This window comes from Phyllobacterium ifriqiyense, assembly GCF_030817885.1.
In the GTDB taxonomy this organism is placed as follows: domain Bacteria; phylum Pseudomonadota; class Alphaproteobacteria; order Rhizobiales; family Rhizobiaceae; genus Phyllobacterium; species Phyllobacterium ifriqiyense.
The window spans coordinates 3,074,188-3,095,953 of the sequence record NZ_JAUSZT010000003.1; the positions used below are offsets into that span (position 1 = coordinate 3,074,188).

Sequence of the window (21,766 nt, forward strand, 5' to 3'; positions counted from 1 at the left end):
CAGCCTGATGCGCCGGAATGCATCAGGTGAATGATGTGAGCTAAACAGCCTAAAGACCAAGCCCACCAATGCAGACATATTTGGTATCGAGATAATCTTCGATGCCTTGATGCCCGCCTTCCTTGCCGAGACCTGATTCTTTAACGCCGCCAAAGGGAGCTTCGACGGTTGTGATCAGTCCCTCATTGACGCCGACCATGCCATATTTCAAACCTTCCGAAACACGGAACACACGCCCAAGATCCTGCGTGTAGAAATAGCTGGCAAGGCCGAACTGCGTGTTGTTGGCAAGATCAATTGCTTCCTGCTCCGTCTCAAACTTGTAGATAGGAGCAACGGGGCCAAAGATTTCCTCTGTCGTGAAAAGCATGTCCGGCTTTGCATCGCCAATGACGGTTGGCTCAAAGAAGCTGCCGCCTAGCGAATGGCGCTTGCCACCAGTGACAATCTTCCCGCCCTTCTGTTTTGCGTCAGCGATAAATTCCTCAACCTTTTCGACGGCCTTTTCATCAATGAGCGGACCTTGTTCGGTGCCTGCTTCAAGCCCATTGCCGATCTTGAGCTTTGCAGTCTTTGCTGCAAATTTTTCAACGAAACTATCGTAGATTCCAGCCTGAACCAGAAACCGATTTGTGCAAACGCAGGTTTGTCCGGAGTTGCGGAACTTTGCCATGATGGCGCCGTCGACGGCCCGGTCGACATCCGCATCATCAAACACGATGAATGGCGCATTTCCGCCGAGTTCCATCGATACTTTCTTGACAGTATCGGCCGCCTGTTTGATCAAAATCTTGCCGATTTCGGTAGAACCCGTGAAGGTTATCTTACGCACGACGGGATTGCTGGTAATTTCGCCGCCAATCTCGCTGGCCGAGCCTGTCAGAATATTGACGACGCCCTTCGGAATACCTGCCTGCTCGCATAATAGTCCCCATGCAAGACCTGAATAAGGTGTCTGCGTGGCTGGTTTTACAACGGCTGTACAACCAGAAGCCAAGGCCGGGCCAATCTTGCGTGCCAGCATGGAAGAGGGGAAATTCCAAGGCGTGATAGCGCCGATAACGCCAACTGGCTCTTTGGTAATCATGATCCGGCGATCAGCCCAAGGTGACGGTACGGTATCACCGTAAGTACGACGAGCCTCTTCAGCATACCAAAGGATATAAGCGGCAGACATGCCAACCTCGCCCTTGGATTCGGCGAGTGATTTACCTTGTTCCAGCGTCAGCAATTCGGCGAGCGCATCCTGATTGTCCAGGATTGCATCGTGCAATTTGCGCATCAGCTTTGAGCGCTCCAGCGCCGATGTCTTGCGCCAGGTTTTGAAGGCTTCCGCTGCCGCGTCAATGGCGCGCTTCGTTTCGGCCTTACCCGAATTGGGCACTGTGCCAATGACGAGCCCTGTCGCGGGATTGATGACATCGATTGTCTTGCCCGAATCTGCCGCGATCCACTCGCCATTGATAAGATTGGCCTGCTTCATGAACTGGCTGGATTTCTGCAACATCATATTCTCCCTGTGTTCGAAGGGTTATGCTCTTTAGGTGGATTCCGTGAAGGATAACCATATTGCGCTGGGCAATCGAGCCTTGGGTCAAGGTCCGTAAGCACCCTGCTCCTTTTTGGCAAAAGCTGCAACGGCGCAGCTAGCCAAATATATAGGTAACAACTGAAACCCAGAATGCCAGTGTCACCGCAGACAGAGCAGTCGCCATAACCATTGAGTTAGATGCCAAAGCCTGCCCTGTTCCAAAGCGTGTGGCAATGAGATAGGAATTCACGCCTGCAGGCAAAGCTGCTGCCACGACGGCAATTTTTGCGGTAAACGGGGCTAGCCCCAAGAACCACACAGCCCCTAAAACAACTGCAGGCATCAGCAATAATTTTATGACAGACATGACGAGCGCTGCGGCAATATTTCCCGACACGCCAAATTTCTTCAGCCCCATCCCCATCGCGAACAGCGCAACCGGCCCCGCAACACTCGCCAGAGTTTGTATGAGAGCATCCGCTGTCTGTGGCATCGTCAGACCAACAAGCCGCCAAATCCATCCGGCTAATATTCCAAGCACGAACGGATTTCGCAGCAAGCTCTTGAAGAACGAAAGCACGACCGCCGCCAGATGGGCTTCTCCGCTGAATACGCCATCCCGTCGCATCGCGATTTCATGCAAGCTGATTGATGCTGCCATCATGATCGGCATGTGAATGGCGACAATGAGAGAGAGTATCGCAAAGCCGTTTTGCCCGAATACGCCAAGCACAAGCGGCATTCCAAGGAAAACCAAATTGGAGAAAGATCCAGAAACCCCGGCAACGACACCAGCGCGATTATCTCGGCCAAACATATATTTGATAGCGAGGTCCGACGCGGCCCAGGCCACAACGACACCGCTGAAATAGGCGATCCACAGCGACCAGGGCGCTGCGCCATGAAAGTCGGCCGTCACCATGGTTCTGAACAATAATAGCGGCGCTGCAATCATGAACACGAAATCGGAAAGACCATCGCCGACCCGCTCATCAAGCAATTTGAAATGCGCCGCCGCATAGGCGATAGCGATGACGCCAAAAACAACGATGATTGTTTGGATAAGACTCATGATCCTTGGGATAAGCCCGGAAGTTTCGAGGAGCAAGCATGGAAAACGATCACTTTATTTTTGTGAGCAGAATTCCCATCTGCCTGATAAGGAGAATGAATGGCATATCGATCGAGTCTTTGGCTTTACTCCGGATTGGTTCTGACGTTTGGCATCGCCCTCGCATCCGTGCCCGCTCAGGCGACAGATGCCGCTTGGGCAAGAGTTCAGCGCGGAGGCTATACAATCCTCATTCAGGGCGGCGATGCTTCAGGCGCGCTCAGCCCATCATCTGATACTTCCGCGGATTGTGCCGCACGAACGCTCTCGGACCGGGGTCACCAGCTGGCGCAAAAGCTAGGCGCGCGATTTGCTGCCCGCGGTGTGCGAATCGATAAGGTTTTGACAAGCACCGTTTGTAATGCACGGGAGACAGCGCGCCTTTCCTTTGGTTCATCCCCTATGGAAATATTCGCCCCGCTTGATCCAATGGCTGGCGATGACACAGCAAGAGAAACGCAGCTTGAACAAATTCGAACCACGATCATTTCGTTCAAAGGCTCTGGGAATCTGGTATTGCTCACGGATCGTAACAATATAATAGCGCTAACAGGAGTGTCACCCCGGCCCAGCGAGGCTGTTGTTGCAGCTCCCGCAGAGGACGGAAAAACCATTCACGTTGCCGGAAGAATCATATTCGACTAATTACCACATGCTCTTGGGTCTTTCCCTCGCCTGCGAAAAAAGCTAGATACCGGCTCATCAGATCGCAGGGTCTTAGACGAGACACCTAAAACAAAAGGAAAATCAATTGTCCGATACATTCGACAAAGTCGCCGATATTATTGCTGAAACCAGCGAGATCGACCGCGACAGCATCACGCCGGAAAGCCATACAATCGACGATCTTGGCATCGACAGTCTGGATTTTCTCGATATCGTTTTCGCCATCGACAAGGCATTCGGCATCAAGATTCCGCTTGAACAGTGGACGCAGGAAGTCAATGACGGCAAGGTTCCGACCGAAGAATATTTCGTGTTGAAGAATCTTTGCGCCAAAATCGACGAACTGGTCGCCGCCAAGAAAGCCTGATCCGCAGACCAACGCGGGCGCTAAGACATATCCATTAACCGGATGCACCGTAACAACGGTGTTGCGAGACAATGCAGAACAACACCGTCGTTATCACAGGTATCGGACTCATTTCCTCTTTGGGCGAAGGGGCCGATGCTCATTGGCAAGCTTTCAACGATGGAGCCAAGCCGCGCATCGACGGTGAAAGATTCAAGCCATACACAGTGCATCCGCTCGGTGAAGTCGATTGGAACAGCCAGATTCCAAAACGCGGCGATCAGCGACAGATGGAAACCTGGCAACGCATCGGCACATATACTGCCGGTCTTGCTCTACAGGACGCTGGCATCAAGGACGATGAAGCTCTCTGCGCAACAATGGATATGGTTGTAGCGGCGGGCGGCGGCGAACGCGATGTGACTGTCGACACGCAAATTCTGGCTGAGGCACGTGTACGTAACGATCTTGGCACAATGCTGAACGAAAAACTGTCGACAGAATTGCGTCCGACGCTTTTCCTGGCACAGCTTTCCAACCTCCTTGCGGGCAATATTTCGATTGTTCACAAGGTGACAGGATCTTCACGCACATTCATGGGCGAAGAAGGTGCGGGTATTTCCGCAATAGACACAGCGGTTTCGCGCATTCGTTCCGGCCAAAGCACCCACGCCCTCGTGGGAGGCTCCTATAACGCTGAACATCCCGACATGCTGCTCGGTTTCGAGCTGAACCAGATGTTGAAAACCGATGGATGGTCGCCGGTTTGGCAAAGGGAAAATTCCGAGGGCGGTGGCATTGTCACAGGCTCCGGCGGTGCCTTTCTCGTTCTCGAAAGTGCAGACCATGCCAAGAAGCGCGGTGTTCGCGCTTACGCTGCCATTGACGCTATTTACAGCTCACAGATTCGCCGCAACCGCGAAAACCTTGGCGAAACGATTTCCAAGCTTCTGGGTGCCGCAAGTGCGGATAAGGCAGCTGATCTTATTGTTTCCGGTGCAACCGGGGCAAAGAAAGTCACGTCTGCAGAAAAAGCAGCGCTGGAGGCTTTCTCCAGTTCAACAGTTCGTGGACTTTCCAGTAAAACGGGCCATCTGCGCGAGGCACAATTCCCTCTCGCTGTTGCCATCGCCGCATTGAGCGTTTTTCATGGGACAGCCTTTCTCCCGCTTGATAGTGAAAACGAGGCAACTGGTCCGGCTAATATTTCCAGTGCACTCGCGACTTCCATCGGTGCGACGCGCAGTGAAGGCGTTGCCCGCCTGAGCAAGGTTTAAAGGATATTCCAATGTCCAAATATACTGATCATCTAGGTCGCCCCCTGGTTGCGATTACTGGTCTTGGTGTCGTCTCCTCGCTTGGACAAGGCAAGGAAGAAAACTGGACAGCTCTGACCTCGGGAACTTCCGGCATTCACACCATAACGCGTTTTGCACTCGACAATTTGCGCACGCAAATAGCCGGGACTGTGGATTTTCTTGAAGAGAGCAGTCAGGGAGCGTCAGCACTTTCGCAGAAACTGGCTTCCCTTGCCGCTGAAGAGGCCATAGCGCAAGCCGGTTTTCCAATCGATGATTTCGGCGGGCCTTTGTTTCTCGCAGCGCCACCCGTGGAACTCGAATGGCGCAACCGCTTCGCGCTTGATGCACTGGTAAAGTCCGAAGGCGAACCCGGTTACGATCTATTGCTGGCAGCGTGCCGAAAGGCACCGCAAAGCGCGATGTTCAACACGGCCGAATTTGGCTTTATAGCAGAATGCATCGCCGACAAGTTCGGAACGCGCGGACTGCCCATCACGCTGTCGACCGCATGTGCATCAGGCGCAACTGCAATCCAACTTGGTGTCGAGGCTATCCGGCGTGGCGAAAGCGACCGCGTCCTGTCAATCGGAACTGATGGCTCCGTGTCGGCAGAAGCGCTTATCCGCTTCTCGCTGCTATCGGCACTTTCAACCCACAACGAACCTGCCCATAAGGCCGCCAAGCCTTTCTCAAAGGACCGTGACGGTTTTGTCATGGCCGAAGGTTCCGGCGCGCTTGTTATGGAATCGCTGGAATCTGCTGTCGGCCGCGGCGCCAATATTCTCGGAATCATGCGTGGTTGCGGCGAAAAGGCAGATGATTTCCATCGCACACGCTCAAAGCCCGATGGCTCTCCGGCGATTGGTGCCGTGCGCGCAGCCTTGGACGATGCGGGGATCAAGGAAGATGCCATCGACTATGTCAATGCCCACGGCACTTCAACTCCGGAAAACGACAAGATGGAGTATTTGGCCCTCTCGACGGTTTTTGGTGACCGCATATCCTCGTTACCGGTTTCCTCCAACAAGTCGATGATCGGCCATACGCTGACTGCTGCGGGCGCTATCGAAGCCGTTTTTTCAGTTCTGACAATTCAGACCGGCACTATTCCGCCAACAATCAACTATGACAATCCCGACCCTGCAATCGTGCTCGACGTCGTTCCCAACGTGAAGCGTGAGGCAAAGGTTTCAGCGGTGCTTTCAAGCTCCTTCGGATTTGGCGGACAAAATACGTGTCTTGTCATGACGGCAGAACCGAACTAATCCGGAACCTGAATTAGAGCAATTTCAAAATGCGGGATCCGGTTTTCCCGTCCGGAATTGCGCAACCCACAAATGAGCGGCTACCTGCCTTTAGCGGCGCCACTCAAGGAAACGGATATGCGTGCACTACAGCTGATCGAAGATCGCAAACTTGAAATCGTCGACGTCGCTCCTCCGCCTCCCCCTGGCCCCGGCGAAGTCACTGTTAACATCAAAGCGGTTGCGCTCAATCACATTGATGTCTGGGGTTGGCGCGGCATGGCCTTTGCCAAGCGCAAAATGCCTTTGACAATTGGTGCGGAAGCATCCGGCATCGTGGATGCTATCGGCCCGGGCGTCAGCAATCTGCTTCCAGGACAACTGGTTTCGATCTATGGCGCACAAACCTGCGGTCTATGCCGCCCATGCCGCGAAGGTCGCGATAATCTTTGCGAGCATGTCTCCGGCGTGCACGGCTTCCATCTTGATGGCTTTGCTCAAGAGAAGGTGAATCTGAAGGCCCGGCTACTGGTCCCTGCACCTCCCGGTGTTGACGAGATTGGCGCCGCAGTTGCTCCGGTCACATTTGGGACCGTCGAGCATATGCTCTTCGACAACGCGAAGCTCGAGTCCGGCGAAACCATTCTGGTCCATGCAGGCGGATCCGGCATTGGTTCGGCTGCAATCCAGCTTGCCAAAAAGATGGGCTGTACTGTCATCACCACCGTAGGTTCTGACAACAAGATTGAAAAAGCCAAGGCGCTTGGCGCGGATCATGTCATAAATTACCGTGAGGACCGCTTTGAAGGCGTTGTCCGCAAACTGACCAAGAAGAAGGGCGTAGACGTTGTTTTCGAGCATGTCGGGGCCGATACCTGGGCGGGATCCATGCTATCGCTACGACGCGGTGGACGGCTCGTGACCTGCGGCTCGACATCCGGTGTCTCTACCAGCATGAATTTGATGATGTTGTTTCAGCAACAATTGAAGCTGCTCGGTTCATTCGGTTGCCGCATGGAAAACATGGCTGATGCCATGCAGAAGATGGCGCGAGGTCTGGTTCATCCTGTCATCGATACTGAAGTCGGCTTTGATGACATTGATACGGCCCTGAAGCGAATGGAAGGCCGGGATGTTTTTGGCAAGATCATTCTGCGCGTCAACTGATCCCTTATGAAACTTGATAGAAAGCTAGCTCTGTATCGGTGGAGCCAGAAGTTGAAATCGGTCAACTACTGGCTTTCCGCAAATATTATATTCGGCATACTTTGGCTTTTGCGTCAGTTGCCCGCCAAGGCTGCGATGGATTTCATCGATGCTTCTGCGCGCAAAATCGGCCCGTTGATGGGCCGCCACCGTGTTGCAATGACCAATCTGCGCAAAGCCTATCCGGACAGACCGGAAGAAGAACTACAGCAGATCGCGCGCGACATGTGGGGAAACATGGCGCGGTTGACGGCAGAATATGTCTTCCTTGATGCAATCTTCGATTACGATCCGCACAGCGACAAGCCGGGATTGATCGAGGTACAGGGCCGCGAAATCTTTGAGCGCATCCGCGATGAAAAAGACCGGCCTCATATTTTTTTCACCGGTCACACAGGTAATTTTGAATTGCTCCCGATCTGTGCCGCAACGTTTGAACTGAACGTGACCGCCTTGTTCCGTCCACCGAATAATCCCTATGTTGCAAGGAAAATTCTGGGCGCGCGCCGCACGAATATGGGCCACCTCGTTCCGTCAAAAGCGGGCGCAGCGTGGTCACTTGCCAGTGTTTTGAATGCCGATGGCAATGTGGGTATGCTGGTCGATCAAAAATTCCATCGCGGCATTCCAACGACTTTCTTTGATCGCCCCTGTAAAACCAATCCGCTATTGGCAAAACTTGCGCGTCAATATGAGTGTGATGTCTATCCCGCACGCTGCATTCGTCTCCCAGGGGGACGCTTCCGTCTGGAACTGGAAGAGAAGATGCAACTGCCGCGCGATGAAAAAGGCGCCGTTGACCTTGCCGCCACTGCACAGGCACTGAACGACAAGGTTGAAAGCTGGGTCCGTGAATATCCCGGCCAATGGATGTGGTTCCACAAACGCTGGAACAAATAGCGCCTTTAGTAGTAGTTGGTCACCGCGTGTTTTGCCTCGGCAAAAAACAACCAGCGTTCCACAAATATCCCTAATAAGTGGCTGACAGCAGCGACAGCGAGTATTAATTGCGCTGGCAGGCCGGTTCCCAACACCATGGCAGATAGTAAAGCCGCTATAGGCAATACCACGCCGCTCAACCATGAAATGATCCACAGCTTGGCAGCGTGTTTGCGGGCAACGCGAAAACCCATCTCACGAGTCAGATAATTATCGAGTGAATGTGGCCTCTCAAACAGGCGCACCTTACCGATAAAACCGAGCCCGGTTGCGCTTTCCGGTGTTGAACGTGGCACGAGTGTCGCGATGCGATTGCGCCATACCACCTTGGCGATGAGCGCTGTCAATAATAACAGCACGGCCAACAGCTCGAGTATAAGCATACCGGAAAAAGTGCTTGCCAGCAGAAAGCCGCCAGCCAGTGAAAACGATATAAAACAGAGGGGCGTAAGCCTTGTGTGCCAAGAGTCTACAGTCTTCAGCGACCCATAAATCATTGACGTGCAATAGACCGTCAATAGCGAACCGAGCACGCTGATCAAACCCAGAGTCGCATCATACCGATTGGCAAAAATTGCCAAACCGGCGCTTAACGTAAAGGGAACAAAGGTAGCGATTGCCATGACACCTTCACGCGACAACCAACTGGAACGCCATTGGCTCAGCGCCCGCCAAGCGCGTTGTGGATTTCCTAAATGGAAAAGCGACGCAATCAAGCCTGTTGCAATGAGAGTTAGCGAGGTCAGGTAGGCTAGCTTTGTTGCAACCATGGCAGGATCGAAAAAGCCAAGGCCGAGCACAATGGCTAGGCCATAGCCCAATCCCGATAAGGTCGTGAAAATGATCATCGAAAACGCTGGATGCATCAGATTCTATCCAACGTTTTGTCGAGCCATGCAAAGAAGCCACGCGCACCTTCGGTATTTTCCGCAAGCGGAATAATAGGTGCAACATCACTCAATGAACTACGAGGACGTGGCGGCAAATATTTATTCGTCGGCCTTGTATCCTGTTCCGGCATCAGATCAAAACCACCCCGCTCAGCAACCATCATGGAAACATCGGAATTCGGGTCACCAAGATCACCAAAGTGCCGAGCATTGACCGGACAGGTTCTGACGCAGGAAGGAACACGATCCTCCTGCTTCAATGTCTCATTATAGATACGGTCAACGCAGAGCGTGCATTTCTTCATCACGCCGGCAGCCAGATCCATTTCCCGGGCACCATAGGCGCATGACCAGGCGCAAAGCCCGCAGCCAATACACTTATCCTCGTCCACCAGCACTATACCGTCTTCTGCACGCTTGTATGAGGCTCCCGTTGGGCACACCGTTACGCAAGGTGCATCTTCGCAGTGCAGGCAGGACTTGGGAAAATGTACCACACGGGCTTCACCCGCTTCGCCGATGATCAGGCCACCTTCCGGAACAACTTCAAAGCTGTGAATGCGATTGAGAAATGTGCCAGATACATCTGCGCCATAGGCATGTTGGTCAGACAAGGCGCTGCCATAACCACCCGTGTTCCACTCCTTGCAACTGATGACACAGGCATGACAACCAACGCAAACATCAAGGTCGATAACCAGACCCAGTTTTTTTGAGGCAGGGCTGTGTGGCAGACTCGTCATTTCGCCCACTCCTGCCCATAACGCACTTCTTCCGGCGGCTCCTTTTGGCTTCCAGGACGCTTTATCGCCTTGAAATGCGGCTCGCTAAACCCTTCGCCAATTTCAGCTTTCTCAATTCGTACGCGCAGATCATACCATGCCGCCTGTCCGGTAATCGGATCGGAATTAGACCAGCGCATGCCATCGGATTTCGGTGGTAGCAACTCGTGAATAAGATGGTTCAGCAAGAATCCCTTGGTGGCCTCGGGCGAATTTGGCTCAAGCGCCCAGGCTCCGCCACGCTTGCCAATTGCGTTCCATGTCCACATGGTTTTGCCATTCACGGCATCAGTACGGGCAATTTCACATTTGATCCGGCCATGATGGGAGATAATCCAAGCCCAGTCTCCATCACTCAACCCGATCTCATCGCAGATGACACCTGGCACATATAGCGGGTTTTTCGTGTGGATCTGGCGCAACCAGGCATTTTGCGAACCCCATGAATGGTACATGGCCATCGGGCGCTGGGTAATCGCATGGTACGGAAATTCCGTCGTATCAACACCCTGTTCTTCAAACGGGCGGTACCAATCCGGCAGTGGGTCGAAACATTCCAGCAGGCGCTGCTTGTATTGCGATGGCGCAAAGGGTTTTCGAATGCCTTCTGCGGAAAGGCGGAACTTCTGCAACGTCTCCACATAGAGCTGAATCGTCACCGGCTGGGGAGTATCGAAGAACCCCATATCGATTGCGAATTGCTGATACGCGGCATTGTGATGTTTGAAATACAATGCCTCCTGCGGAATGTGTTTTGTCCAAAAGGCTCCATTATCAATATAATTTTGAATTTGATCCTGATTGGGAGCGCCCCTGCCCTCGCTATCGGCTTGAGCGCCGCGCCAACCTGACAATGGACCAATACCCGGCTTGCGCTGGTGATTGGCGATATAATCGGCATAATCCTTGTAGAGCGCCTCACCATCCTCGTTCACAAAGCCCGGCAGCTTCAACCGAGCACCAAGGTCTATCAATACCGATTGGAAACCGCGTACATCCCGGTCAGGCTTGATGACAGGCCAGCGAATTGCATCACATACGGCCCCCGGTTCAGAAATAGGTCTGTCCAGTAGTGAGATACAGTCATGCCGTTCGAGATAAGTCGTATCGGGCAAGACAAGATCGGCATAAGCAACCATTTCCGATGAATAGGCATCGGAGTAGATAATTTTCGGAATCTTATATTCGCCGGTTGCCTCGTCACGCTCCTCCAGCATCTTGATCGTGCCACGCGTATTCATTGACGAATTCCATGCCATATTCGCCATATAGAGGAACAGCACGTCAATCGGGTAAGGATCGCCTGCATGTGCATTGGCGATTACCATGTGCATCATGCCGTGGGCCGAAAGCGGTGCTTCCCATGAAAACGCCTTGTCTATCCGCTGCGGCTTGCCCTCAGCATCAACAAGCAGATCTTCCGGACCCAATGGATATCCGAGATGTGGGCCAGCCAGAGGTTTGCCCGGCGTCACATGTTCCGAACGACCATGAGGCCGGGGGTGCGCCGTAGCAGGTTTTGGATAGGGCGGCTTATAACGATAGCCGCCAGGACAATCGATGGAACCAATGATCGTCTGCAACACATGCAAGGCGCGGGCCGATTGAAAGCCATTGGAATGAGCAGAAATGCCACGCATGGCGTGGAAGCTGACAGGTCGCCCGATCATCACATTATGTTGCTCGCCCTTCATATCGACCCAAGGCTGCTCAACGATAATTTCTTCTTCGAAGGCTACGCGCGCAATCTCTGAAGCAAGCCCGCTAATTGTTGTCGCTGAAACCCCGGTTTCAGCTGCAACAGCTTCGGGAGCATATTTCGGATCGAGATATTTCTCCGCCATTAACCGCAGAACGCTGCGCACCTTGGGTCCATCTGCTGTCGTAAATTCAGCGTTAAGATCGGCAATATGGCCCGGCTCATCGAAACGCACGACAGCACCGGTCTTTTGGTCTCTTACCAGCGCTTTTCCAAGATCATCGCGTAAAAATAGCCCATGATCCTCATGGCCCTCATTGTCGATTACCAGCCAAGGCGCATTGGTATACCGGGCAAGATAGTCCAGATCGATCTTACCCGTCCGGAACAGCTCATGGATAATGCTCAGGACAAGCAGGCCGTCTGTGCCCGGCCGGATGCCAATCCAATTATCGGCGATAGCGGAATATCCGGTGCGAACCGGATTGACCGAAACAAAGCGCGCGCCCCGCTTCTTAAGTTTTGAAATGCCAATCTTGATGGGATTGGAATCGTGATCTTCCGCCACACCGAAGAGCACGAACAGCTTCGTTTTGTCCCAATCCGGCGCACCGAACTCCCAAAATGCCCCGCCGATTGTATAAATGCCAGCGGCTGCCATGTTGACTGAGCAGAACCCGCCATGGGCCGCATAATTAGGCGTCCCGAAATTTTGAGCCCAAAAGCTCGTCAATGCCTGGCTTTGATCCCGGCCCGTAAAAAAAGCGAGTTTCTGCGGTGCTGTATCGCGGATTGGTTGCAGCCAATCGACCGCCAGCTTAAGCGCTTCGTCCCAACTGATTTCCCTAAATTCACCCGATCCGCGCGGTCCCGTGCGGAGCAACGGCGCACGCAATCGCGCGGGCGAGTAATGCTGCATGATTCCCGCTGAGCCCTTGGCGCAAAGCACACCTTTGTTAATCGGGTGATCGCGATTGCCCTCGATGTAGCGAACTTTTCCATCCTTCAAATGGACATCAATGCCGCAGCGGCAGGCGCACATATAACAAGTCGTTTTGGCAATCTCGTCACCAACCGGCTCGGACAGGGCAAGGCGTGGTTCGGAATTCATGTCGTGTTGCCCCGATCATCATCAGCTTCACATGCTGTTTTATAAGAACAATTCCAATCTACCAAACACTCAAACGACATCTCACCAGGAAAGCGGCAATTTGCCATCGTTGCGAAACTTGCCTCTTGCCAAATCGGGATACCGCCTGATTTGATAGGCGAATGGACGAAAAGCTTTCCCGCGCGATTGATAAACGACGTGACGATCTGATCGCACTCACGCAAGAGTTGATACGCTTTCCGACGATTAATCCACCGGGCGAAGCCTACGCTCCCTGCGCAGAGTACATCGCACAACGATTGCAGAAGAGTGGTTTTGAAACGCAATTGATTCGCGCTGAAGGAACCCCTGGCGATACGGACCGATATCCACGGACAAATGTCCTTGCGCGCTTCGATGGTCGCACTCCCGGCCAGACCGTTCATTTCAATTCGCATATTGATGTCGTAGATACTGGCGAAGGCTGGACCGTCGACCCTTTTGGAGGTGTCGTCAAGGATGGCAAAATCTACGGTCGTGGCGCATGCGACATGAAAGGCGGTCTCGCCGCTTCAATTATAGCTGCAGAAGCTTTTCTCGAAGTCTACCCTGATTTTGCTGGCGCCATAGAGATTTCCGGCACAGTGGACGAGGAGTCCGGCGGCTTTGGCGGCGTAGCCTATCTTGCTAGCAAGGGGTTCTTTTCCAAACCTCGGGTTGATCACGTGATCATTCCCGAACCACTGAACAAGGATCGTATTTGCCTTGGTCATCGCGGCGTGTGGTGGGCGGAGATCGAAACCAAGGGCGAGATCGCGCATGGCTCGATGCCATTTCTTGGTGATTGCGCCGTCAGGCATATGGGTGCAGTTCTTGATGCATTTGAGAAAGAACTTTTTCCCGCCCTCAACCGGAAAGAGACCCGGATGCCGGTGGTACCCGAGGGTGCGCGGCGATCGACGATGAATATCAACTCGGTTCATGGCGGACAAACCGATGATTTTTCGGGTCTGCCCTCACCCAATGTTCCAGATTCATGCCGGCTTACAATCGATCGGCGCTTCCTGCTTGAGGAGGATATTGACGAGGTCAAGCGCGAGGTCACATCAATCCTGGACCGCCTTCAATGGGAACGGCCAAAGTTCCATTACAAAATTCGCGACATCATGGAAGTTCAGCCCTTGATGACCGAGCGCGACGCTCCTGTCGTAACGGCAGTAGCACAGGCGATTCGCTCTGTTTTCGGCAAAGAACCGGAATATGTGATTTCGCCCGGAACATATGATCAGAAACATATTGCACGCATCGGGCTTTTGCACGATTGCATCGCCTATGGTCCGGGCATTCTCGATCTTGCCCACCGGCCGGATGAATATGTCGGTATTGAAGATATGATCGAGTCAGCCAAAGTGATGGCACTTGGCCTGAAAGTGCTACTGTCCGGTTCGATTTAATGGGAGACGCTGAATGAATATCTGGAAAGCATTTTTGTTCGGCACGGCAGTCGCCCTGCTCCCGGCAACCGCTTCATTTGCAGCGAAGACGGATCTCGTGCTCGGCATTGTATTGGAGCCGCCGCATCTTGATCCGACAGCCGGCGCCGCAGCGGCGATCGATGAGATCGTATATGCCAATATATTTGAGGGTTTGACGCGTATTGGCCCGAAAGGTGATGTCCTGCCCGCTTTGGCCGAAAGCTGGACCAAATCAGAAGACGGCAAGGTCTATACGTTCAAGCTGCATAAGGGCGTTAAATTTCACGATGGCACGACATTTGATGCGGACGATGTGAAGTTCTCCCTCGACAGAGCTCGAGGCGACACGTCAACCAATGCCCAGAAGGGTCTCTTTGCTGCGATAGATACGGTCGAAAGCGTCGATCCGCTGACTGTCAAAGTGGCTTTGAAACAACCGAGCGGTGATTTTCTCTATAATATGGCTTGGGGCGATGCGGTTATTGTTGCGCCGGAAAGCGCCGATACCAATAAGGACAAGCCAATCGGCACCGGCCCTTTCAAATTGGAAAACTGGGCAAAGGGATCGCAGATCGTCATCACGAAAAATCCGGACTATTGGGGAACGCCAGCAACGCTCGAAAAAGCAACGTTTCGCATTATCCCCGATCCAGCGGCAGCAACAGCAGCTCTTTTGGCGGGTGATGTGCAGGCATTTCCGGTTTTCCCCAGCTATGAAACCATTGCTCAATTTCAGGCAGATCCGCGCTTCAAGGTCGTGATCGGCACGACCGAAGGCGAAACAGTGATGGGCATGAACAATAAGAAGCCGCCCTTCGACAACGTCAAAGTGCGTCAGGCAATTGCACATGCAATTGACCGCAAGACGGTTATCGATGGAACCATGTTTGGATTTGGAACTCCGATTGGTTCATTCTTTCCACCACATCATCCGGCCTATTTGGATTTGACGGCAGAAACGGCCTATGATGCCGAATTTGCCAAGAAGCTTTTGGCTGAAGCTGGTTATGCTGACGGCTTCAAGACAACGCTCAAATTGCCACCCCCGACGTATGCACGGCGTGGCGGCGAGATTATTGCCGCTCAGCTGCATGAGATTGGAATAGAAGCCGAAATTATCCCGGTAGAATGGGCGCAATGGCTCGACCAAGTCTTCAAGAATAAAAATTATGACATGACAATCGTTTCTCACACCGAGCCAAACGATCTCAACATTTTTGCGCGCGATGATTACTATTTCAATTATGACAGCGCTCCGTTTAAGGAATTGATCAAGCAGATAGATGCAACTTCCGATGGACCAAAGCGCATTGAGCTTTATCAGCAGGCGCAAAAGCTGCTCGCAGCCGACGAACCCGCAGCATTTTTGTTTCAATTGCCAAAAACCGGCATATGGGACGCAAAAATCGAGGGCCTTTGGGAGAACGGACCAATTCAGGCAAATGATTTGACCGCAGTAAAATGGGCCGATTAAAGATGACTCCTGGCTTTCAAAAAGGGATGGCATGCTGAGCTACGCGTCAAAACGCGTGGTTATTGGCATCCTTACGTTGCTGGCGGCATCAATCATTGTATTTGCCGTGTTGGAAGTTGTGCCGGGCGATCCGGCGCGACTAATGCTCGGTATGAATGCTACCGAAGACGCCGTTCGAGCCTTGCAAGATCAGATGGGATTTAACCGACCCCTGATTTTACGATATTTCAGTTGGCTGGGAAATTTGCTGACCGGAGATTTTGGCAAGTCTTACACCTATTCGGTTCCGGTAATTGATCTCATTAAAGAGCGGATTGCGGTTTCCTTACCTTTGGCGCTGATTTCGCTCGCTCTTTCGACAATAATAGCCATTCCGATTGGAATATTCGCAGCATCAAGGCGCGGCAGCACAGCAGACACGACTGCGATGGGAATTGCGCAAGTTGGCGTAGCAATCCCGAATTTCTGGTTTGCTCTGCTCCTCGTCTATATATTTGCAGTTGTGTTGCGTCTTTTGCCAGCTGGCGGGTTTGCTGGATGGGAAAACGGCTTTTGGCCGAGCATAAAGTCACTGATATTGCCATCGGTTGCCTTGGCCCTGCCTCAAGCTTCCATTCTTGCTCGGGTAACCCGATCTTCTTTGCTAGATGTTCTCGGCGAAGATTATATACGCACTGCCCGTGCCAAAGGGCTGTCACGGCGCAAAGTGCTTTATCATCATGCGTTGCGTAACGCGCTAATACCCGTCTTGACTATACTTGGCATGCAATTTTCATTTCTCCTCGCCGGTACAATCATCGTGGAGAATGTATTCTACCTGCCGGGTCTGGGGCGCTTGGTATTCCAAGCAATCACTCAACGCGACCTGATAGTGGTAGAGGGTGTCGTCATGATTCTCGTGGCTACTGTGATTGCAGTTAATGTCCTCGTTGATCTGTCCTACGCCATTGTCGACCCGCGTTTGTGGAGCCGCAAGTGAGCCGCAAATTCAAAAGTCTGATCGGCAACAGGTCATTTCTGATTGGAGCGATCATCACGCTTATCGTCGCATTTATGGCTGTTCTATCGTTCTTGTGGACGCCCTACAGCGTCTCAGCGCTTGATATAGTCGCGAAGTTAAAGCCGCCATCCATTTCGCACTGGCTGGGTACAGACCATTTCGGTCGAGATATCCTGTCTATGATCATGGTCGGCAGCCGCGCTTCGATTTTCGTCGCGTTTGTTTCGGTTGCGATTGGCGCTGGTATCGGTGTCCCATTGGGACTTTGGGCTGCTGCCCGCGGCGGCATTGTCGACGAGATGCTTATGCGATTCAACGACCTCATTTTTGCTTTCCCTGCCCTTCTGTCGGCCGTCATGATCACCGCCATTTTTGGCCCTGGAGCCGTTAACGCTATCATTGCCATCGGCATCTTCAACATTCCAGTGTTCGCGCGTGTCGCGCGAGGAGCGGCGCTAGCGCTTTGGATTCGGGAATTTGTTCTTGCCGCTCGGGCCATCGGCAAAGGTGAGGGCCGTATCACCCTCGATCACGTCTTGCCGAACTTGGCCAATATCTTGATTATACAAGGCACAATCCAGTTTTCCCTCGGCATTCTTGCTGAAGCAGGGCTGTCCTATGTCGGACTCGGCGCTCAACCGCCAATGCCAAGCTGGGGCCGAATGCTGTTTGAGGCACAAACCATGATCAGCCTCGCGCCGCACATGGCCCTTTTTCCAGGACTGGCCATCATGGTGACAGTGCTCGGGCTCAATTTGCTTGGCGACGGGCTTAGAGACTTTCTCGATCCCAAATTGCGCTATATGCGTTGATAGTGCGCTTGCTCTAGAAAAACAGGCCAACAATAAAAAGGGTAAGAACTGCTATCGCGAAGATCGCTGTTGTTCTGCTGAAAACATGTAAAGCATCCTCGATATTCTCCAACCCCGCGTCCCGCCGCCCAGCACTATTCAACATTGGTTCATTTGCGATGACGCCGCCATAAATGCGCGGGCCCGCCAGCGCTACGTCGATTGCCCCCGCCATTGCCGCTTCAGGCCAGCCAGCATTTGGCGATCTATGCAAGCGAGCGTCCCGCATCATGACATCGAAAGACTGTTTGGCGGCGCGGTAACCGTAAACGACCCAAGCTGCACAAGCGATCAACAAACCAGTTAAACGCGCCGGTACCCAATTGGCAGCATCGTCCAGCTTTGCGGCAAAGCGGCCAAAATCGCGATGACGATCATTCAAATGTCCGATCATGGAGTCAGCCGTGTTCAGCATTTTATAAGCGAATAGACCAGGCAGCCCGAGCAGTACAAACCAGAACGCCGGAGCAATAATGCCGTCCGAGGTGTTTTCCGCGAGACTTTCAATGGCAGCCCGACTGATCGCGGGCTCATCCAGAACGTCCGGATCGCGACCCACAATCATTGAAACAGCATGCCGTGCGCCAATCAGCCCTTCTTCGCGCAATGCTATTGCGACCCTCTCAACATGATCGCCAAGACTCTTCTGCGCCAAGAAAACAGCGACGATAATAGCTTCAATCAAACCACCAAAAGGCGGAATTGTCCGTAATGCCAGATGCACAAAGAAGCCAATGGCCGCGGAAAGCAATAAAAGTCCCAGCACAGCAAGAAAACCATCGCGCCGACGCCGCTGGTCGGAATTGCCCGGCACATTAAAGCGCTTGTCCACATAGGAAATAGCTCTGCCAAACATAACAACCGGATGCGGTATTTTTTTCCACAACCATTCGGGATCGCCAAAATAACGATCTGCCAGTAGGGCAAGAAACAGGATCAAGAGGTTGATTTCCATTATAGATTCTATCCTGTTGAATCAAAATATCAGTTCTGGATTGCACTCAGTGCCAAGGCAAGTCGCTTATGCAACCGGCTCGCTGCCAACTCATCGAGCGGGAGTCCGAACCGTAAGTGCTGCGGCGCATAATTAAATTTTCGGGTCAAGACACGCTGCTCGCATAATGTGTCGTGAAGCCGATGCGCCTCATCGAACTTGACTAGAGAAAACAGCATCGTTCCACCAATCTCGATTAGTTGAACTTTCGAAAGTACATCTGCGAGCAATTTGCGGCGAATTTTTAATCTCGAGGTGTACTCGCTCAAAAGCTTCGCATGAGAAAACGCATGGGCTGCTATGGCAAGCGCTGGCCCGGATACGGCCCATGGTCCAAGCCTCAGTTCCAATCGCTCAGCATATGCATGGGTGGTCAAAGCAAAACCGAGACGTAGTCCGCCAAGGCCGAAGAACTTGCCAAATGATTTGAGAATAATCAGCCCATCCATGCCTGCATATGCAGCGACGCTGCATTCTGGATGAGGGTCAGCAAAGGCTTCATCCACGATGAGATATCCACCTCTGCCATGCATTTCCTTGGCAAGATTAATCAAGATTTCCGCAGGCACAATCCGTCCGTCGGGATTGTTAGGATTGACCATCACCACAATCTTTGCAGATCGAGGAATTTCGCCAATTTGGGTCTGATGGGAAACATGCCATCCAGCCTGTTTGAATGAAAATTCGTGCTCTTGATATGTGGGGCCAATGATCGTAGCTTCACCAACTTGCATCAATTCCGGCAATATTTGTATCAGAGCTTGAGTGCCGGGCGCAGCGACAATACCAGCCTCAGCGCGGGTACCGTAGTAGCGCCGTGCTGCGGCAATTGCCGTGACTAACAGCTTCTGATCCGGCAATTTGTTCCAGATTTCCGGCCCAATCTCGGGCAATGGAAACAATTCCGGATTAATGCCAGTCGAAAGGTCAATCCAATCCGACGGCGCACCGCCAAACCGCGCTACAGCGCCATCAAGGGCGCCTCCATGTTCAATCTGCATCATCCAACCAAATCAATTACATGCATATAGGAACCACTGACCGAACCGACGCGCAAACCAGCATCGCCCAGATCATTGTCCAAAGCATCGCTAACATGAAACAAGCGGTGTGCCTTTCCTTCTCGCACAATGCTCGCGTAGTGAAATTCATGTCCGGTCAAGGGCGTGTGGAAAGGCGACCCTTCGACGGGCGTCAGTCGTCGATAGCCCAGATGCAGTTTGCGCTTTGCAAAGCTTGTTTCAACAGGCAATAAACCGAGCATTCTATGTGAAACTCCCGCAGCATCTTCGATGCTTTCGCCAAGCACCATATAGCCACCGCACTCACCATAGATTGGGATTGTTTTGGCCGCTGCCTGCTTCATCCCTTCGGCAAAGTGGCTGGCTGCAGCTAACTTACCCGCATAAAGCTCGGGATAGCCGCCAGGCAAATAAATCGCATCACTGTTCGCGGCAGGGACCTCATCGGCAAGCGGAGAAAAGAAGCTGATTTCAGCACCACGCCTGCGCCAACCATCCAGCAAATGAAAATAGGAGAACGCAAAAGCATTGTCCTGCGCCACCGCTATTCTCTGCCCCAGCGGAGGAACGCGCTTGACATTAGCCATTGATTCCAATGGGCCATATCGTCCCGCAATGTCGAGAATGCTTTGGATATCAATCCGTTCGGAGACCATCAAACCAGCATTTTCAAGGAAATTGTCGAGATCGCGGTGCTCGCCTGCTTGCACTAAGCCAAGATGTCTTTCCGGCAGCTGCAATTGTTCGCTTTTGGGTAATGATCCCAATATGGGAATCCCGACCGGCTGCAATGCAGAACGCAGCATCATTTCATGACGCGCACTGCCAACGCGGTTAAGAATAAGTCCTGCAATCATGACATCTCGCCGGAAATCACGAAACCCACTGACAAGTGCGGCAATTGAATGCGATTGGCGGGCACAATCGACAACCAGAATAATGGGCAGGGATAAATGTTTGGCCAGCTCAGCGGCAGAGCCCTTGCCATCCAAAGCGCCGTCAAACAGCCCCATCATGCCCTCAACGATCAACGTCTTGTCGCCTTCTGCGTGCCTGGAGGCTAGCGCACTGATGAGGTCGGGCCGCATAGCCCAAGGATCAAGATTGACACAAGGCGCGCCAGCGGCAACCGCATGATAGGCAGGGTCAATATAATCCGGACCTGCTTTTGCGGGAGCAATATTAACGCCCAAATTGCGCAATGCCCGCAAAAGGCCAAGCGTAACCGTTGTCTTTCCGCTACCTGATGAGGGCGCGGCAATCAGGAAACCTTTCATCCGGCATCCTTCGCGCGCCGCGTACCGAGCGGGTCATTTGTCAGGACGCGACCTTCAAGCGCGCCTAGCCAGTCCAACGCACCACGCAGTCGAACGACCTGCCCAACGACCACTATGGCCGGAGGCTTGAGATCAGCAGCCTCCACATCAGACTCTGCTTTCTCCAGCGTTGTTTCAAGCACCTGCTGATGAGCGGTAGTGGCATTGCAGACGAATGCGACAGGTTCGTCAGAGGGGCGGCCCGCCTCCATCAAGCGCGAAGCTATAAGACCAATATGTTTCATCGCCATGTACATGACGATAACGGCAGAGCCCTGTGCAATGCTCTTCCAGTCCATCGAATCGGGAACAAGGCCAGTGGCATCGTGCCCTGTCAAAAAGGTAACGCTTTGATTGGTTTCTCGATGGGTAACGGGAATACCGGCATAGGCCAGTCCGCCAATGCCAGCAGTTATGCCGGGAACAATCCGGAACGGCACGTCATGTTCGACAAGGGTAAGTGCCTCCTCGCCGCCTCTGCCGAATACAAATGGATCGCCACCCTTCAGGCGGAGCACCCGCTTGCCCGCACGGGCGAGCTCAACGAGCCGAAGAGAGATATCCCGTTGCTGTGGTGAAGGTTTACCACCGCGCTTGCCAGCATATTCCAAAACAGCGGACGGGCCAGCAAATGAGAGACATTCTTCGTTCACCAGCGCGTCATAGACAATCACGTCGGCCTGCTCCAGAGCATTGACTGCATGCAACGTCAAAAGTCCTGGATCACCGGGTCCGGCTCCAACAAGCCAGACATGTCCAATCTCAAATTTCGGCAGCTTATTCCGCTTTGCGCGCATCATTTAACCTCGTTCATCTGCGCATAGCACAA

Annotated in this window: 19 protein-coding genes; 10 read left to right on the forward strand and 9 right to left on the reverse strand. The window is 52.9% G+C overall.

Annotation, left to right across the window (positions count from 1 at the left end; all coding sequences use genetic code 11):
• Positions 1-49: 49 nt before the first annotated feature.
• Together QFZ34_RS22635 and QFZ34_RS22640 are read right to left on the reverse strand one after the other, a co-directional pair.
• Complete coding sequence (locus QFZ34_RS22635) at positions 50-1,507, reverse strand: NAD-dependent succinate-semialdehyde dehydrogenase (protein WP_307286602.1); 1,458 nt, start codon at positions 1,505-1,507, stop codon at positions 50-52.
• 139 nt (positions 1,508-1,646) lie between these two features.
• Positions 1,647-2,606 carry an AEC family transporter gene (locus QFZ34_RS22640; RefSeq protein ID WP_307286605.1) on the reverse strand — a complete coding sequence of 320 codons (960 nt, stop codon included), beginning with the start codon at positions 2,604-2,606 and terminating at the stop codon, positions 1,647-1,649.
• A gap of 96 nt (positions 2,607-2,702) precedes the next feature.
• On the opposite strand from QFZ34_RS22640, the gene QFZ34_RS22645 reads away from it, so the two are divergent.
• From QFZ34_RS22645 to QFZ34_RS22670, 6 genes are all read left to right on the forward strand, one after another.
• The gene (locus QFZ34_RS22645) at positions 2,703-3,287 is read left to right on the forward strand and encodes a histidine phosphatase family protein (protein ID WP_307285862.1); all 585 of its coding nucleotides are present in this window, start codon (positions 2,703-2,705) and stop codon (positions 3,285-3,287) included.
• A 106-nt stretch (positions 3,288-3,393) separates the two neighbouring features.
• Positions 3,394-3,675, forward strand: a complete 282-nt coding sequence (locus tag QFZ34_RS22650) for an acyl carrier protein (RefSeq protein WP_008123430.1) — start codon at positions 3,394-3,396, stop codon at positions 3,673-3,675.
• A 71-nt stretch (positions 3,676-3,746) separates the two neighbouring features.
• Entirely contained in the window at positions 3,747-4,931 is a 1,185-nt protein-coding gene (locus tag QFZ34_RS22655; protein WP_115052694.1) for a beta-ketoacyl-ACP synthase, read from the forward strand.
• A gap of 11 nt (positions 4,932-4,942) precedes the next feature.
• Complete coding sequence (locus tag QFZ34_RS22660; protein ID WP_115052693.1) at positions 4,943-6,220, forward strand: beta-ketoacyl-ACP synthase; 1,278 nt, start codon at positions 4,943-4,945, stop codon at positions 6,218-6,220.
• A gap of 117 nt (positions 6,221-6,337) precedes the next feature.
• Positions 6,338-7,366, forward strand: a complete 1,029-nt coding sequence (locus QFZ34_RS22665; RefSeq protein WP_115053264.1) for a zinc-binding dehydrogenase — start codon at positions 6,338-6,340, stop codon at positions 7,364-7,366.
• A gap of 6 nt (positions 7,367-7,372) precedes the next feature.
• Positions 7,373-8,305, forward strand: a complete 933-nt coding sequence (locus QFZ34_RS22670; protein WP_307285880.1) for a lipid A biosynthesis lauroyl acyltransferase — start codon at positions 7,373-7,375, stop codon at positions 8,303-8,305.
• A gap of 5 nt (positions 8,306-8,310) precedes the next feature.
• Here QFZ34_RS22670 and QFZ34_RS22675 read toward each other — a convergent pair whose 3' ends face one another.
• Genes QFZ34_RS22675 through QFZ34_RS22685 form a run of 3 tightly spaced genes read right to left on the reverse strand, consistent with a single transcriptional unit; the run spans position 8,311 to position 12,826 of the window.
• Entirely contained in the window at positions 8,311-9,210 is a 900-nt protein-coding gene (locus QFZ34_RS22675; protein WP_307285884.1) for a dimethyl sulfoxide reductase anchor subunit family protein, read from the reverse strand.
• On the reverse strand, positions 9,210-9,977 hold the full coding sequence (locus QFZ34_RS22680; RefSeq protein WP_115052690.1) for a 4Fe-4S dicluster domain-containing protein: 768 nt from the start codon (positions 9,975-9,977) through the stop codon (positions 9,210-9,212). The genes QFZ34_RS22675 and QFZ34_RS22680 overlap by 1 nt, the downstream gene beginning before the upstream one ends.
• Positions 9,974-12,826 carry a molybdopterin oxidoreductase family protein gene (locus tag QFZ34_RS22685; RefSeq protein ID WP_307285886.1) on the reverse strand — a complete coding sequence of 951 codons (2,853 nt, stop codon included), beginning with the start codon at positions 12,824-12,826 and terminating at the stop codon, positions 9,974-9,976. Before QFZ34_RS22685 ends, QFZ34_RS22680 begins: the two co-directional genes overlap by 4 nt.
• A 161-nt stretch (positions 12,827-12,987) precedes the next feature.
• Between QFZ34_RS22685 and QFZ34_RS22690 the strand changes: the two genes are divergently transcribed.
• The 4 genes from QFZ34_RS22690 to QFZ34_RS22705 are packed head-to-tail and all read left to right on the forward strand — an operon-like array spanning position 12,988 to position 17,566.
• Positions 12,988-14,259, forward strand: a complete 1,272-nt coding sequence (locus QFZ34_RS22690) for an acetylornithine deacetylase/succinyl-diaminopimelate desuccinylase family protein (RefSeq protein WP_307285889.1) — start codon at positions 12,988-12,990, stop codon at positions 14,257-14,259.
• Between the two features lie 13 nt (positions 14,260-14,272).
• Complete coding sequence (locus QFZ34_RS22695) at positions 14,273-15,754, forward strand: ABC transporter substrate-binding protein (RefSeq protein ID WP_307285892.1); 1,482 nt, start codon at positions 14,273-14,275, stop codon at positions 15,752-15,754.
• 31 nt (positions 15,755-15,785) lie between these two features.
• A complete protein-coding gene (locus QFZ34_RS22700) occupies positions 15,786-16,733 on the forward strand; it encodes an ABC transporter permease (protein ID WP_307285897.1) in 948 nt (315 codons plus the stop codon).
• The gene (locus QFZ34_RS22705; RefSeq protein ID WP_307285900.1) at positions 16,730-17,566 is read left to right on the forward strand and encodes an ABC transporter permease; all 837 of its coding nucleotides are present in this window, start codon (positions 16,730-16,732) and stop codon (positions 17,564-17,566) included. Before QFZ34_RS22700 ends, QFZ34_RS22705 begins: the two co-directional genes overlap by 4 nt.
• A gap of 13 nt (positions 17,567-17,579) precedes the next feature.
• Here the strand turns inward: QFZ34_RS22705 and cbiB are convergent, their stop codons facing one another.
• The 4 genes from cbiB to cobA are packed head-to-tail and all read right to left on the reverse strand — an operon-like array spanning position 17,580 to position 21,734.
• Positions 17,580-18,560, reverse strand: coding sequence for an adenosylcobinamide-phosphate synthase CbiB (gene cbiB / locus QFZ34_RS22710; protein ID WP_307285903.1), 981 nt, complete (start codon positions 18,558-18,560; stop codon positions 17,580-17,582).
• Between the two features lie 29 nt (positions 18,561-18,589).
• On the reverse strand, positions 18,590-19,600 hold the full coding sequence (gene cobD, locus QFZ34_RS22715; protein ID WP_307286608.1) for a threonine-phosphate decarboxylase CobD: 1,011 nt from the start codon (positions 19,598-19,600) through the stop codon (positions 18,590-18,592).
• Positions 19,600-20,898 (reverse strand): cobyrinic acid a,c-diamide synthase CobB, encoded by a 1,299-nt coding sequence (locus tag QFZ34_RS22720; RefSeq protein ID WP_307285906.1) that lies wholly within the window; start codon positions 20,896-20,898, stop codon positions 19,600-19,602. Before QFZ34_RS22720 ends, cobD begins: the two co-directional genes overlap by 1 nt.
• Entirely contained in the window at positions 20,895-21,734 is an 840-nt protein-coding gene (gene cobA, locus QFZ34_RS22725; RefSeq protein WP_307286612.1) for a uroporphyrinogen-III C-methyltransferase, read from the reverse strand. The genes QFZ34_RS22720 and cobA overlap by 4 nt, the downstream gene beginning before the upstream one ends.
• Positions 21,735-21,766: the final 32 nt, after the last annotated feature.